The organism is Acrocarpospora catenulata, from assembly GCF_018476525.1.
In the GTDB taxonomy this organism is placed as follows: Bacteria; Actinomycetota; Actinomycetes; order Streptosporangiales; family Streptosporangiaceae; genus Acrocarpospora; species Acrocarpospora catenulata.
In genome coordinates this window covers 22,575-34,624 of sequence record NZ_JAHCST010000082.1, presented here as the reverse complement: position 1 = coordinate 34,624, position 12,050 = coordinate 22,575, and the positions used below count along the sequence as shown (strand labels likewise).

The window sequence follows — 12,050 nt, the reverse complement described above, 5'->3', positions numbered from 1 at the left end:
CCCACCCACCCGCCGCGCGCTTTTCTCCAGATGTGCACCCCCTCCCCTCAACACCCCCACGAATCACGGTGAGAGTGCTCCCCGAGTACTGGTAATCTAACTATCGGTTGAGCGCGCCCCCTTAGCTCAGGGGATAGAGCACCGGCCTCCGGAGCCGGGTGCGCAGGTTCGAATCCTGCAGGGGGCACTACCGAACTACCAGGGGAAACCCGGCTACGACCTGCGGAAACGCGGGTCGTTCTGCTTTCCGGGCTATGCCATCAGATGCCGTGGAATTCGAACGTGTGCCACTGGTTGCGTACCAGGGGCGTACCGCTGCACGAAGGTGACTCGCGTGCGTTGGCGAGGGAGGGGGCGGGGACGCACGCGCGTCCCCGCCCTTCTCACTGGGCGGTGTGCAGGTCGGGGCTACCCAGCTTCGCCTTCAAGAGCGCGATCCACGAGGTCGCGCCACACATGGTCGCGTCCGTCGATGCACTTGGCGTAGATCTTAAGAAGGACTTCCACGCTGTGACCTGCCCACTCTGCTACCTGGGTTGCGGGAATCCCCGCGTTGAGCCGCATGGAAACCCCTGCGTGCCGCAGGTCGTACGGTCGCCGCGCCAGCTCGGAAGCGACCTGGGCGGGGGACAGCGCCAGTGAGCGAGCCGTTCGCCATGTTCGGGTGTAGCCCGACGCCTGAAGCATGCCGTTCCGCTCGGTACGGAACAGCCGTCCGTCGTCGGCCACGCCGTACCGGGCGATGTGCTTCCGCAGAATCGTGACCAACTCGGGCGGAATGGGCACCGGCCGCTTGGCCTTACGAGGCCTGCCCTTGAGCCCGCGAGCCTCGTGAACCTTGCCGTCGTCAGTCCATTCGGTGCCCACGGTGGGGCGGGAGTCTCCGAGCATGAGCCGCCCCCAACCCTTCTCGGGCAGATCGCAGTCTTGCCTTCGGAGCGCGATAACTTCACCGGGTCGCATCATCGCGAAATACATGCAGGCGAAGAAAGCCACGAGCCGGGGACCGCGCCGCCATCCCGCGTAGCTGACGGCGGTCAACAGTTCGCGTACTTGCTCGGGGGAGGCAACGGCGGCGGGGTCTACCTCCTCACACACGTCATCCTCGGGCGCCTTCCAGTCCAGGCCGTTTATCGGGTTGGACTGGAGACGCTTCCTGACTACGGCGTAGTTGAGGATGTTGTAGAGCACGCGGCGGCGGCGGCTGAAATAGCCGGCGGCCGCGGGCTTGCCGTCCAGCTTTCTGGCACATGCCTCCAGAGCGGCAGCGATGCGATCATACTCGGCAAGCTCAGCCACCGGGATCGACACCCTGTCAAGCCACTTGAGCGCAGCTGCGACTTCAGGGGGCATGTCGGTGCCGCGACGCGGCTTATTGAAGGCCCATCGGTACAACGCAGTACGCAGAATGGCCAGATCCGGAGCGCCGCGCCGCTCCCGCACGAGTACGGGAGTTACCGCGGTAAGGGTTTCCGCGATCGAGATCCGCTGTTTGCCGGAGACCTTGTCCCATCGGTCATTGACGTATTCGCACGCATGCTGATACCAGGTCATGCCGGTCTTGGCGCGCGTCATGGACTCTGGAAGCCCCGTGTCCGTGTCGAAAGCCTCGCCGCGACGGGCCGCCTGAACGAGTTCGGAACGGAAGCTGTCGGCCAGTGCCGCCGTGGTGAAGTGGCGGGGAAATACGGTGCCGTCCACGACCCAGCGAACGAGGTATGGCGCGGCACCGGTCTTCTTCTTCGAGATCTTCCAGAATCGGACGTTGTACGTCTTCATCGGCGATGATTCCGCTCGTCCTCGGCGAGGGAGTCAAGCCACGCATCATAGTCGTGGCGCTTGACGCGCAGGTCTCCATTGGGCAAGCGCGTGCATTCCGGCGTCTTGCCGAGAGCGCGCCAACGCTGCCAGGTCCGGCGAGGAATCTGGAGATCGGCGAGAATCTCGGGAACGGTCATCCAATAGCCGCGATGGTTGGCGGCCTTCCGGACGTCGATGACGGTCATGATAGTGGCTCCTTCCGCTCGTGATTGGTGGTGGGTTCGGCGTGTTTGTGGTGTGGGAGGGGCTGAAACATCTCTGCATCTCTGCATCTCTGCAAAAGTGGCTGTGAGCTGGGGAGATGCGTGCAGAGATGTAGAGGCTTCGGCCTGGTTCATCTCTGCAAAACCGGGTTATCTCTGCACTCGGCGCAGGGATGCAGAGATGCGTATTCCTTGACCTGGTCTACCTCTGCGGATGTTTGTGCTGGTCAAACATGATCGTGCAGGGTTGCAGGGATGTAGAGATGTTTCAGCCCTTCTTGTGGTCCGGTTAGCCATGGCACTCGACCCAAAAGACGTTTCGGGTCCCCCTGTCGTCCTTGGCTGAGCGGATGACGTAGTCGCCGCGCCACCGTCCCGTCTGGCCGGTGAGGAGGCGGCCAAGGGAGATGGGATTGGGCAAGCGGCCGGTGTGAGTGGTGATGAACTGGCCATCCCACGGGTCGTGTTCGTCGCTGCCCGATGAGGTCGGTTCTGCGGAGCGGCGTAGCTCGGCGGCGGTCCTGGGTTGGGTGCCGTGCAGGGTGTGCCAGCAGGCCAGGAAGCCGCGCCAGCGGGTTTCGTCCTCGTCGATGTCCCGGACGTCGGCGGCGTTGGCCAGGAAACCGTCGATGCCGTGGTGAGCCAGGAAGCCGCCCAGGTGGTGCGCCCACGGGGTGAACTGGCGCATGGACAGGGTGGCGGCTCGGGGTGCGCCCTTGCTGGTCCAGTCCAGGACCAGGACCAGCAGGTGCCACAGCACGGTGAGCTGGTTGGCCGGGACGGTGATCCACTGGTCCAGGTGCGGGATCCCGAACCGGGATTGGTCGCGCTGTTCGGGGCGGGGCATGTTGGGGTCCAGGTGGACCCGGACCGTCCGGGAGGCCATGTCTCCGCCGACTTGGAGGTTGTTGCCGGTGGCCATCCACAGCCGGTCGTTGACGGTGGCGATGTTGCGGGAGGCACCCAGCTGGCGGTCGGACCACACGCCGGCCGTGACGAGCAAGGCGAGGGTGGGCGAGTCGATGACGGTGCCTTCGGCGAGGTTGTCCCACACCACCACGCCGACCTGTTCGGCCAGTACCGCGGTGATGCTCTTGCGGAGCTCCTCATCGGCGTAGGCCCAGGGCATGACCCGCTGGCCGTAGAGCATGCCGGGGCCGCCGGTCAAAATGCTCTTGCCGGAGGCGGGCATGGTGGCGTCGATCAGGGCGAACGGGGTCAGCGAGCGGGTGAAGTGCCGCAGGATCGGGGTGGCCAGCAGCGCCAGGTAGTTGGCCCGGTCGGCCGGGCTGGCCCACGGGAAGTCACACAGGAACCGGTTGAGCAGGAAATCCCGCGCGGCCTGCACCTGCTCAGGGGTAGGCCGGTCCGGGACCGGCGGTAGCGCGACTTTTGAGGCCAGGTACAGGCCGGTGGCCGGGTCGTAGCCGGGGCGTTGCAGCAGGGTGCCGTCCCGGCGCAGGACCGGCGCGCCGATCACGCCGCGCAGCGGCGGAACCTTGGGCCAGGTCTTGCCGGCCAGCACGGAGGAGAGGATTTCCCGGGGCGGGGTGACCTCTTCCTCGTAGAACTCCGGCTCGCCTTTGCTGTCCTTGCGGGAGCGGAGCCGGTAGACGTAGGCGTGTTCTGCCAGCAGCCCGGCGAGGGTGGCGGGGGTGATCGTGCTGGCGGTGACCGGAAGGGGTGAGTCCTCGTCGGCGGCCGGGCTGGCCTGCTCGCCGGAGACGGTTTCCATGTGGACCAGCGCGCCGCCGGACACGTAGGTGTCGGGTAGCAGGTTGTCGGCCAGGGCGGCTTTGAGAACCCTGATGGTCTCGGGTCCGGACCCCACGTGCACGGGGATGGAGTCGTTCACTGGTACGCCGTCCTTTCCTCGGTCGTGTCCTCGGTCGTGGCGGTAGAGCTCATGCGGTCCTTCTGGCGATGCGCAGGGCGTCGGCTGCGGTGCGGCGTGCCTCGCGCTGGTCGAGTCCTTGCGCGACGATGGCGGCCACCAGGGTGTCGAGGTCGGTTTCGGTGGCGCCGTTTTCGACGGCGCGGCAGCAGGCCCAGAACAGGCCCCGGTTGCGATTGCCCTTGGTCTGGGTGGCCAGCCAGGCGGCCAGGCCGGGAATGCCCGTACCGGTTGCTGGACGGGCGCGCGGCGTGGGGGTTGCCGTGCGGGGTCGGGGTGGGGTGAGGAACTGGCGGACCGTGCTCCAGTTGAGTTGGTCTCCCGCGCCCTCGGGCCGTGCGATGAGCCGGTAGGCCGTGCCGTTGACCACGCTCGGTGGGATGAGGACGTAGCCGCCGGTGGCTTTGAAGTCCAGGAAGTGGCTGGACAGCGAGCCGCAGGTTTGGGCGGTGCCGGGGTAGTAGCAGTGCAGCCCGCCCGACGGGGTGGCGATGATCGCCAGCGGCGGCGGCAAGATGCCCGCGGCCTTGAGCTGGTTCAGGGCCGCGTACCCGCTACCGGCAGGTTTGACGTCCACATCCAGGACATCGAAGCTGCCCTGGCCGGTGGGGATGGCGACATTGGCGTTTGGGCAGTGCTGCCACCAGCGGGAGACCAACTCAGAATCGTCGCTCGCGCCGTGGAAGCCGTTCGGGACAAGCTGGCCCAGGGGTCGCTTGCCTCCGGGTGTGCAGGGCAGGACCGGGATGCCCTGGGCGATGTGGGTGAGTGCGGAGTGGATGAGGTCGCAAGGCGATGGCATCGGCTGGTTCCTTGAGCGGCGGCGGCACGGTGCTGGCCTGGTTCTTCTGTGACCCGCCCTGACCGGGTCGGCGGGCAGGCGCACGGGTGAAGGGCGGGGGGTTGTGATCCGGCGCGGGACAGCGGCGACGATGGCGGGTTACCGTCAAGCCATGACAGAGGAGACGCGCATCGCGCTGTTGAACTACGACTGCCTGATCCGAGAGCGCGGGTTGGACGATGTCGTGTTGGCGCTCGACAGCGACACGCTGGCATTCGGCAACGGCGGCGTCGTGATCGACGAACTGTGCAGGCCGGGATTTACCAGCGCGACGGCGGATCCGGCGAGCTACCGCAAGCCGGTCAGCGACGGCGATCCCTGGGCCAGCCTTTGAGCGGCTCTTTGTCGCCCGGTGCTAGCGGGAAGACCGGCCAGCCGCGCCGGGCGGCGGCCAGGGCGTACCGCAGGACGGGATGGGTGGTCACGGTCGGGTGCTCCTTCCGGAGGGACGGCAGGGCCGCCCCTCCACGGCTGCGGTGTGAATGGCCAGGCATGCAGGGCGCTAGGAGCGGTGCCGATGTCCAGCAGGGTCGGCCAGCTTGGACAGGTGGGCGCCGGTGAAGGTGACGAACACGAACCCGTCACTGGTGGGACGGAAGGAGTCCACGAGGATGCGGCAGACGGTGCCGCGCATGTCGCGGGTGTAGGAGTGGGCGGCCTCGCCGAGGTCGAGGATGCGCTGCACTTGGTTGGAGTTGGTCAGTGTGGTGCAGACGGCGTGCTGGCCGTCCACCCTTTCGACCACGATGGTTCGCCCGGGGAGGCTCTGGCAGGCCCAGATGCTTCCAGGGGCGACCGGATAGATGCTGTAGATCTTCTTGGGCATGGTGAGGCCAGGTCCTTTCAGACGATTGATCGAAGCGACGGAAGCCGTCTGGGGCGGCTTGAGAGCGCCGTAGAGCGCTTTTGATCTATGTCCGGATGTCTATACAAGGAATGCGCGTCTAGTGAGCCTGTAGGGGCTGCTGAGCGTGTTGCTAGGGTTGAAGCCGGACTTCGGCGTAGACCCGGACGTTGCGGCTGGTTCCCCGCATCGGGTACGGGGCGGAGATCTCGATCAGATCGAAGGCGTCGGCGAGCACGCGCGTGACGTCGTCAACCTCGTCCGGCAGGCAGATGACGCGGATCTTCATGCGGCTTCCTTCCGGTGGGCTGGTGATGGCGTGAGCGGCGAGCACTTCAGAACGACGGGTTGCGGGTTTCCCGCAAGTAGCGGTGCAACCGGTAGCGCAGAGCCAGGCTCCGGGCCACGGCTCGGGGCTGACGCAGGATGACCCACAGGCGCATCAGACGCCCGGGGTGCTTCAGGGGCGGGCGGGTGAGGTAGGCGCGGCAGTGTGAGCAGCGCTCGCAGGGACCCACCCACGTGCCGGAGGGGGTCCGGCGGGCGGGGGTCGTCTCGGGCTGGTGGCCGTGGACGTTGCAGTGATGGGTATCGGTGCAGGCGGGGCACAGCCACCGCTGGTCGTAGAGGCTGACGTCAGCGGGTTCGAGCTCCGGCGCACGGGTCCAGCCGTGGCGGGCCGGCAGTCGTTCGACTGCGGATTCGAGACTGTAGAAGTACGGGATGCCCGTGGTGCTGGCGTAGCTGTTGTAGGGGTCGGAACCGATGACACCGCAGAGCGCACAGTGCACGTCGATCATCTGGATTCGGTGGAAGCTGTGTCCGTAACGGGGCGAGTCATCAGGGGTGGTCACAGTCGAGGTCGGGTCAGGGCCGGTCATGCGGCTTCCTTCCGGGCGCCGGTGAAGAGGTCGGCGGTGGGGGCGGTGGTCAGGACCTGGGCGGTGACGGCCAGCTCGAAACAGACCTTGTGTGTGGGCTGTCCGTTGGGGGCCAGGTGGTGAGCGGTCTTGCCGCAGGTCTGGCATGGGTCGGGGCGGGTGCCGCGCCAGCCGGGGCCGCAGTTGGCGCAGTCGGCGGGGTGGCGCAGCGGGGCTCCGGGCCGGGAGGCTACGCGGACGGTGCAGCACAGCAGGCAGCCCTGCCGATGGTGCCGGAACGGGCGGTCGCGCCAGTCGAGCACGATCCGCCCCTGGTGGAGGCGGTAGCGCTGCCCCTGGTAGATGACGATGTCCGGCGCGTTGCGGGCGGCCGTGCTCATGGCGTGGCCTGTGCTCACCGGCGGGTTCCCAGCAGCTCGGCGAGAAGGTCGCGGTGGGCGGGGAACACCTGTCCGCCGTAGATGTCGGCCAGGTCGCGGACTAGGGCGGCGTAGTCGTCACAAATGATCCAGGCGGCACGCCAGGCATCGTCGGCGCCAACCGGGACCGGCAGCTCGTTCCAGTGGCTGACGCGCAGGCGGGTCAGCGACGGCATGGTGACCATCCACGCTTCGTCACTGGCCCGGGGGTCGGGCACGTACCGGGCCGGCAGGGTCTGCCAGTGCGCACCGTGCAGGGTCAGGCCGGTCTCTTCGGCCAGTTCCCGGACGGCGGCGTGCGCAGGGTCCTCCCCGGGGTCCACATGACCCCCGGGCAGCGCCCACCCGTGCCCGTCGCTGCGTTCGACCATGACCAGCCACCGGTCGTCACCCTCGGTGTCTCCGATCTCGGCGGTGACGATGGCGTCGGCGCATAGGGCCTCACCCCAGTGTCCGAGCTGGTTGCGGCCGTAGCGGATGCCGGTCGGAGCGAACGGGTTGAGCGGGCGTCCGTCGATCACGCGGAAGGGGATGGCGGCGCGGGCCTGCCGGGCCGCCCAGTCGATTTCGGCGGGGTCCAGCGCCGGGTCGGCCCACCCCTGGAGCATGCCCGCGGTGAGGACGTCAGGGTGGGTGTAGGTGATGTCGGTCATGGTCGGATCCCCTCTCAGGGTGGTCAGTGGATGGCTGATGAGTGGTGATTCCAAGCGGGCAGCACCGGGCGGGCGGTGGCCTCTACGGCCGCTACGCCGCAGGTCAGGAGGGGCTACACCCCTCTACGGGCCCCGCTACGGCTGTAGCGGGGCCCCTCTGCACTCGCACCCGGGTGCAGAGGGGGTCAGGCGGTGGCCGGGTCGGCGGCCGGGGTAGAGGGGGACCCCTCTACGGTCCGGGTGAGCAGGTCGGCCGGGATCACGCCTTCGACGTCGCGCCGGTAGTAGCCGGCGCGGTTGGCGTCGCCGATGCGGACTTGCTTGCTGGAGCGCTTGACCCCGGCGGCTTCCAGCTCGGCGGCCAGCTGGCCGGCGTCGTAGTCGCCGTAGGTGTCCTCATCCAGGTTGGCCAGCCCGGACAGCAGGTCCTCGGTCCAGATGCGGGTGCGCTGGCCCATGACCTCCAGGACATCGGCCACGATGGGCGGGATGACGAACCCGGCGGCACCGGCGGTCTGGAGGTCGCCGGTCGCGTGGCCGGACAGCGTCCCGGCCTTCTCCCGCAGGACGCGGCCACGCTGGCACACGCGCTCGAAGGCCACGTTGTCCATCAGGTCGGCTTTGACCGTGACGTGCGAGGCGGGGCCGGTGACCAGCACCCCGACGCCGACGTGTTCCTCCGACAGGGCGGAGGCGTCGGCGCCCTGGTTGGCCTTGCCGTCGCCCAGGACCATGTCGGAGCTGGTCTTGTCGGTGACCTGGGTGCAGTACCGGTAGGAGACGATTTCCCGGAGTTTGGTCGGCACGCTCTTGGCGTCCGGCCGCTGGCTGGCGTAGACCGGGATGAACCCGGCGGCCGGGCCGCGGCGGGCGATGCGGGCCATCTTGCCGATGACCCGCGCCCGGTCCTTGTCGCTCTCCAGCGCCTCCAGGTACTCCTGCAGTTCGTCGATCGCGATGAGGATCAGCGGCAGGCCGTACGCGCGCATGATCTCCGGAGTGAGCTTGCCCTCCGGGCACATGGAGGTCGGCAGGGTGGCGAACAGCGCGAACCGGCGGGTCATCTCGGAGATCAGTTCGTCCAGCATGGCCTCAAACGCCTCCAGGTCGCCCTTGGACTCATCGGCGCCCTGCACGTAGCGGTGCGCGATCTGCGCGACCGCGCGGAAGTCCGCGCCGCCCTTGCCATCGGCCAGGTAGAGGCGGGCCCATCCGTCCAGTGCGGCGGCGGCGATCAGCAGCCGCATGGAGAAGGTCTTGCCCCGGCGGGGCAGGCCGCCGAAGAACGCCGACTGCCACAGCAACCCGACCTCGATCCGGTTGCCCTGAGCATCGCGCCCGAACGGGACCGGCTTCCAGAAATCGAACGCCTCGGCCTCGATCAGCTGCGACGGTGTCGGCTTGCCCAGGTAGGGATCATCGTCGGCGACCCAGATCGACAGCCTTCCGGCGTGCCCGCCGGCGGCGGCGCGCACCCGCTGCATGATGAGCTGAATCTCATCCACCCCCAGCTCAGCGGCCAGGGTGTTGCGCTTGGCGATGGCGTCGGCGGCGGTCTTACCGCCACCGCGGGGCAGGTCCACCACCGCGCACCAGCCCTTGCCCAGACGGGAGATCCCGAGCCCGGACAGCGCCAGCGAGGCGTCCTCACCCTTGAGCAGCCCGGCCGCCCGGAAAGCCGCGTTGAGCTGATCCGGTCGCAGATCGACCCGCACCGGAGCCGGAGCACCGGCATCCACCAGGGGCGCCTCTTGCTCGCGGCGGCCGGTCAGCGCGCCGATCGTCACCGCCAGCAGTCCGGCGGCCGGGTAGACCCACCCGCCGACCGCCACGGCGGCGCCGTCCAGCCCGGCCAGGGCCCCACCGGCGAGCAGGGCGGTGGAGGCGAGCTTGGCCGCCCGCCAGCCGTGCAGCCGCTTACGGGCCGCGTCGAGCTGAAGCTCCATGCCGCGCAACGTCAGGGCGGCCTCACGCGCGGCCTGCCCGTTCTTGGTCTGCCGGGTCTCGCGGGTGATCACCCGCATCTGGTGGCGCACCGCCTTCACCTGCGCGGCCTGCTCGGGGGCGTAGACCCACACGGCCCACCAGCGGACGCCGCGCCCGCCGGCGCGTGCGCAGCGTCCCAGCAGCCGGGCCAGGTAGCGGGGGGAACGGCGGGCGTGGAAACGCGCGTGCCACCATCCCCACTGTGCCGCCCAGGCGGCGGTCTGCCGCGCGTGCGCCCGGGTCGGCAGCCACGGACCCAGCTCGGGCAGGTCCCGGGCCTGCTGGCGGGCCAGCCAGCCCGCCGGGTTCTCCTCCTGCTGCGGGGCATCGTCCTGGCCGGCGCGCAGGGGAATCACGACGCCCTCCAGGGTCTGGTGCTCGCTGGCGGTGCTCATGCCCGCACCTCCAATCGGTGCAGCCGCACGGCCCGCCGGTCCAGCGCCGCCAGGGAGGCGACCATGCAGGCGATCCCGGCGACGGTCAGGGCCGTGCCGTACAGGCCGGTGCGCAGCGCGGCGACCACGGTGATGGCCAGCACTCCGGCCACAGCCCGCAGCATCGTCCAGGCGATCCGTCTGCCGCCCGCAGCGCGCAGGTCCTTCCAGGCGCGGGGCGGCGTGGTCGCGGCGGGAGTGTCGGGGCGGGCGCTGAGCAGCGCCAGCAGCGCCGCCACGAGGACGGCGGTGAGCAGGAAGTGCGTCATGATGAGGTCACCTCGTTTCCGTTTGCCGAAATGTGGGCGGGGTGGCAGGGCGCGACCGCTGTTCTTGGCGGAAGGGAGGTCGCGCCCTGCGTGCCGCTCGTGGCGGCGGGGATGAAAGCGGTGGGGAAGAGCTGGTCAAGGCCGTGCCAGGCGCCGGACCGAACGTCGTGCGGGGTGCGGTCGAGTGCGGCCAGCCCGGCGGGGATGGCCAGCAGCAGCCCGATCGCGACGGTCAGCAGCAGGGCGGCCAGCCCGGCGGCCAGTCGCCAGCCGCCGGGGACGTCGCACTTGGGGTCCGGTTCCATCTCCAGTTCGCGACGCCACTTGGCGATGCGCTTCCAGGTCTGGGAACGCGGGTGCGGGTTGGAGGCGTACGCCTCGAACAGCCGCAGCGCGGTGATCGCCTGCTTGTGGGTGATCAGGTTGCTGTGGGTGGCGCCTTCCGGGTGGTCGGTGAAGGCGACCCGCCAGCCGGACCCGTCGCGAAAGGCGTACTCGCCGATGACGTCGGAGGCGATCCGGTCGTTGGTGACGTGCAGTGTCATGCGCGCTTCCCCCGCCCGTGCCGCTTGAGATCGGCCGCCCGCTGGTTGAGTTCGGCGACCGCGGCCGTGAGTATCCGCGACACCTCATCCATGGCCCGGCCGTAGGCGTCCTCCAGTTCCCGCAGCGTGGCCCAGTCGGCACCTGCGTCGCGGGCGGCCTGAAGCTGCTGCATGATCTGGTTAGGGTTGGGCATGCCGGTGCTCACGGGCGGCTCATTCCGGGGTCGGGCGGGCTGGACGGGTTGGACAGGTGGTCGCGGACCATCCGGGCGTCGTCCATGCGGCACCGCAGGGTCCGCTGAAGCCGGTAGGCGCTGGGGGCCTGCGGAAGCTCCCCGGCGGCGATGAGCTCCCGAGCCCGCTCGATCAGGCGAGCAACCTCCGGACTGGGCGTCGCCCTTACCGGACCGGCGGTGTTTGCGCCGTACGTAAGGCCGGTAAGGGGTCCGGTAAGGGGATCTGCTGGACCGGAGGTGGGCAGGCCGTGATCCAGCGCGGCGAACTGAGCCAGCAGGCGCGGCCAGCCGGTCACCACCGCGTAGGCCACGATCGGACCCAGCAGGTGAAGGACAAGCCGGGGAAAGCTGAACTCCTCAGCCACACCCGGCAAGTACGGGAAGGCGTTCATCCCCAGCGTCAGGAACAGGAACAGACGCTCAACGCGGTCCAGGACGGGATCCTTCACCGGCTGGCCACGGGTGCCGAAGAACGCTCTGGCTGCGACGAAGCACAGCAGCGCGATCGACATGAACGGCTCCACGAACCACGCGAAGACCCAGCCCGGCGACCACGCATCAGCGCCGTCGGAGGCAAAGACCTGAACGCCCGCGGTAGACCAGCCCAGCGCCAGAACCAGCGCCACGGTCAGGCCGATGTTGATCCGCCGGCGGGCCTTGGCGGCGGAGTAGGCGAGCTGAGCGGGCTCGCGGGACAGCGCGTGCAGCCGCGCGGCCTCGTTGGCCTTCCGCCGCCGCTTGCGGACCTTCGGCGTGTCCAGCAACAGCGGGACATCGTCCTCCTGAAGGCCGGCCAGCTGATGCGCCTCGGCGACCTCGGCACGCAACCGGCGCACCCGGCGCGACACCGGGGCGGGCTCACCGCTCACCACGTCATCGGCCGGGACAGCGACGGTGCCGGCGGGCGTAGCGGTGGGCGCGGGGCGGGCCGCCTGGGTCAGATGGTCTTGCAGCGCGGCCAGGCCGTCGGCGATGTAGGGATCCCCCGGGTCGGGGGATGGGGTGATGGTGGTCATCAACGGTC

At 69.1% G+C, this 12,050-nt stretch carries 16 protein-coding genes and 1 tRNA gene; 2 read left to right on the top strand and 15 right to left on the bottom strand.

Features of this window, described 5'->3' with window-relative positions; translation table 11 throughout:
• Window positions 1–115: 115 nt before the first annotated feature.
• Window positions 116–187 (top strand) — tRNA-Arg (locus KIP79_RS42305).
• A gap of 221 nt (window positions 188–408) precedes the next feature.
• Here KIP79_RS42305 and KIP79_RS42300 read toward each other — a convergent pair.
• The 4 genes from KIP79_RS42300 to KIP79_RS42285 all read right to left on the bottom strand — a co-directional run bounded on the left by KIP79_RS42300 (window position 409) and on the right by KIP79_RS42285 (window position 4,720).
• Window positions 409–1,779, bottom strand: a complete 1,371-nt coding sequence (locus tag KIP79_RS42300; RefSeq protein WP_214110687.1) for a tyrosine-type recombinase/integrase — start codon at window positions 1,777–1,779, stop codon at window positions 409–411.
• Window positions 1,776–2,006, bottom strand: coding sequence for a helix-turn-helix transcriptional regulator (locus KIP79_RS42295; RefSeq protein ID WP_250214755.1), 231 nt, complete (start codon window positions 2,004–2,006; stop codon window positions 1,776–1,778). Before KIP79_RS42295 ends, KIP79_RS42300 begins: the two co-directional genes overlap by 4 nt.
• 307 nt (window positions 2,007–2,313) lie before the next feature.
• Window positions 2,314–3,879 carry a hypothetical protein gene (locus KIP79_RS42290; RefSeq protein ID WP_214110686.1) on the bottom strand — a complete coding sequence of 522 codons (1,566 nt, stop codon included), beginning with the start codon at window positions 3,877–3,879 and terminating at the stop codon, window positions 2,314–2,316.
• Window positions 3,880–3,928: 49 nt separating this feature from the next.
• Window positions 3,929–4,720 (bottom strand): bifunctional DNA primase/polymerase, encoded by a 792-nt coding sequence (locus KIP79_RS42285; protein ID WP_214110685.1) that lies wholly within the window; start codon window positions 4,718–4,720, stop codon window positions 3,929–3,931.
• 151 nt (window positions 4,721–4,871) lie between these two features.
• Between KIP79_RS42285 and KIP79_RS42280 the strand changes: the two genes are divergently transcribed.
• A complete protein-coding gene (locus KIP79_RS42280) occupies window positions 4,872–5,093 on the top strand; it encodes a hypothetical protein (protein ID WP_214110684.1) in 222 nt (73 codons plus the stop codon).
• Here the strand turns inward: KIP79_RS42280 and KIP79_RS50300 are convergent.
• The 11 genes from KIP79_RS50300 to KIP79_RS42230 form a co-directional block, all read right to left on the bottom strand.
• Entirely contained in the window at window positions 5,062–5,253 is a 192-nt protein-coding gene (locus KIP79_RS50300; RefSeq protein WP_372453753.1) for a bifunctional DNA primase/polymerase, read from the bottom strand. The genes KIP79_RS42280 and KIP79_RS50300 overlap by 32 nt on opposite strands.
• Window positions 5,254–5,261: 8 nt before the next feature.
• Window positions 5,262–5,585 carry a hypothetical protein gene (locus KIP79_RS42275; protein WP_214110683.1) on the bottom strand — a complete coding sequence of 108 codons (324 nt, stop codon included), beginning with the start codon at window positions 5,583–5,585 and terminating at the stop codon, window positions 5,262–5,264.
• 151 nt (window positions 5,586–5,736) lie between these two features.
• Window positions 5,737–5,892, bottom strand: coding sequence for a hypothetical protein (locus KIP79_RS42270; protein WP_214110682.1), 156 nt, complete (start codon window positions 5,890–5,892; stop codon window positions 5,737–5,739).
• Between the two features lie 46 nt (window positions 5,893–5,938).
• Window positions 5,939–6,484, bottom strand: a complete 546-nt coding sequence (locus KIP79_RS42265; protein WP_214110681.1) for a hypothetical protein — start codon at window positions 6,482–6,484, stop codon at window positions 5,939–5,941.
• Entirely contained in the window at window positions 6,481–6,882 is a 402-nt protein-coding gene (locus KIP79_RS42260) for a hypothetical protein (RefSeq protein WP_214110680.1), read from the bottom strand. Before KIP79_RS42260 ends, KIP79_RS42265 begins: the two co-directional genes overlap by 4 nt.
• On the bottom strand, window positions 6,879–7,556 hold the full coding sequence (locus tag KIP79_RS42255; RefSeq protein WP_250214754.1) for an NUDIX domain-containing protein: 678 nt from the start codon (window positions 7,554–7,556) through the stop codon (window positions 6,879–6,881). The genes KIP79_RS42260 and KIP79_RS42255 overlap by 4 nt, the downstream gene beginning before the upstream one ends.
• 185 nt (window positions 7,557–7,741) lie before the next feature.
• On the bottom strand, window positions 7,742–9,937 hold the full coding sequence (locus KIP79_RS42250; RefSeq protein WP_214110679.1) for an FtsK/SpoIIIE domain-containing protein: 2,196 nt from the start codon (window positions 9,935–9,937) through the stop codon (window positions 7,742–7,744).
• On the bottom strand, window positions 9,934–10,245 hold the full coding sequence (locus tag KIP79_RS42245; RefSeq protein WP_214110678.1) for a hypothetical protein: 312 nt from the start codon (window positions 10,243–10,245) through the stop codon (window positions 9,934–9,936). The genes KIP79_RS42250 and KIP79_RS42245 overlap by 4 nt, the downstream gene beginning before the upstream one ends.
• A complete protein-coding gene (locus tag KIP79_RS42240) occupies window positions 10,242–10,790 on the bottom strand; it encodes a hypothetical protein (protein WP_214110677.1) in 549 nt (182 codons plus the stop codon). Before KIP79_RS42240 ends, KIP79_RS42245 begins: the two co-directional genes overlap by 4 nt.
• Window positions 10,787–10,996, bottom strand: coding sequence for a hypothetical protein (locus KIP79_RS42235; RefSeq protein WP_214110676.1), 210 nt, complete (start codon window positions 10,994–10,996; stop codon window positions 10,787–10,789). Before KIP79_RS42235 ends, KIP79_RS42240 begins: the two co-directional genes overlap by 4 nt.
• Window positions 10,993–12,042 carry a hypothetical protein gene (locus KIP79_RS42230; RefSeq protein WP_214110675.1) on the bottom strand — a complete coding sequence of 350 codons (1,050 nt, stop codon included), beginning with the start codon at window positions 12,040–12,042 and terminating at the stop codon, window positions 10,993–10,995. The genes KIP79_RS42235 and KIP79_RS42230 overlap by 4 nt, the downstream gene beginning before the upstream one ends.
• Window positions 12,043–12,050: the final 8 nt, after the last annotated feature.

Bases quoted from the DNA above. Each gene is read 5' to 3' on its own strand.
- KIP79_RS42300 (WP_214110687.1), bottom strand. From the start codon at position 1,779: ATGAAGACGTACAACGTCCGATTCTGGAAGATCTCGAAGAAGAAGACC.
- KIP79_RS42295 (WP_250214755.1), bottom strand. From the start codon at position 2,006: ATGACCGTCATCGACGTCCGGAAGGCCGCCAACCATCGCGGCTATTGG.
- KIP79_RS42285 (WP_214110685.1), bottom strand. From the start codon at position 4,720: ATGCCATCGCCTTGCGACCTCATCCACTCCGCACTCACCCACATCGCC.
- KIP79_RS42280 (WP_214110684.1), top strand. From the start codon at position 4,872: ATGACAGAGGAGACGCGCATCGCGCTGTTGAACTACGACTGCCTGATC.
- KIP79_RS50300 (WP_372453753.1), bottom strand. From the start codon at position 5,253: ATGCCTGGCCATTCACACCGCAGCCGTGGAGGGGCGGCCCTGCCGTCC.
- KIP79_RS42275 (WP_214110683.1), bottom strand. From the start codon at position 5,585: ATGCCCAAGAAGATCTACAGCATCTATCCGGTCGCCCCTGGAAGCATC.
- KIP79_RS42270 (WP_214110682.1), bottom strand. From the start codon at position 5,892: ATGAAGATCCGCGTCATCTGCCTGCCGGACGAGGTTGACGACGTCACG.
- KIP79_RS42265 (WP_214110681.1), bottom strand. From the start codon at position 6,484: ATGACCGGCCCTGACCCGACCTCGACTGTGACCACCCCTGATGACTCG.
- KIP79_RS42255 (WP_250214754.1), bottom strand. From the start codon at position 7,556: ATGACCGACATCACCTACACCCACCCTGACGTCCTCACCGCGGGCATG.
- KIP79_RS42250 (WP_214110679.1), bottom strand. From the start codon at position 9,937: ATGAGCACCGCCAGCGAGCACCAGACCCTGGAGGGCGTCGTGATTCCC.
- KIP79_RS42245 (WP_214110678.1), bottom strand. From the start codon at position 10,245: ATGACGCACTTCCTGCTCACCGCCGTCCTCGTGGCGGCGCTGCTGGCG.
- KIP79_RS42240 (WP_214110677.1), bottom strand. From the start codon at position 10,790: ATGACACTGCACGTCACCAACGACCGGATCGCCTCCGACGTCATCGGC.
- KIP79_RS42230 (WP_214110675.1), bottom strand. From the start codon at position 12,042: ATGACCACCATCACCCCATCCCCCGACCCGGGGGATCCCTACATCGCC.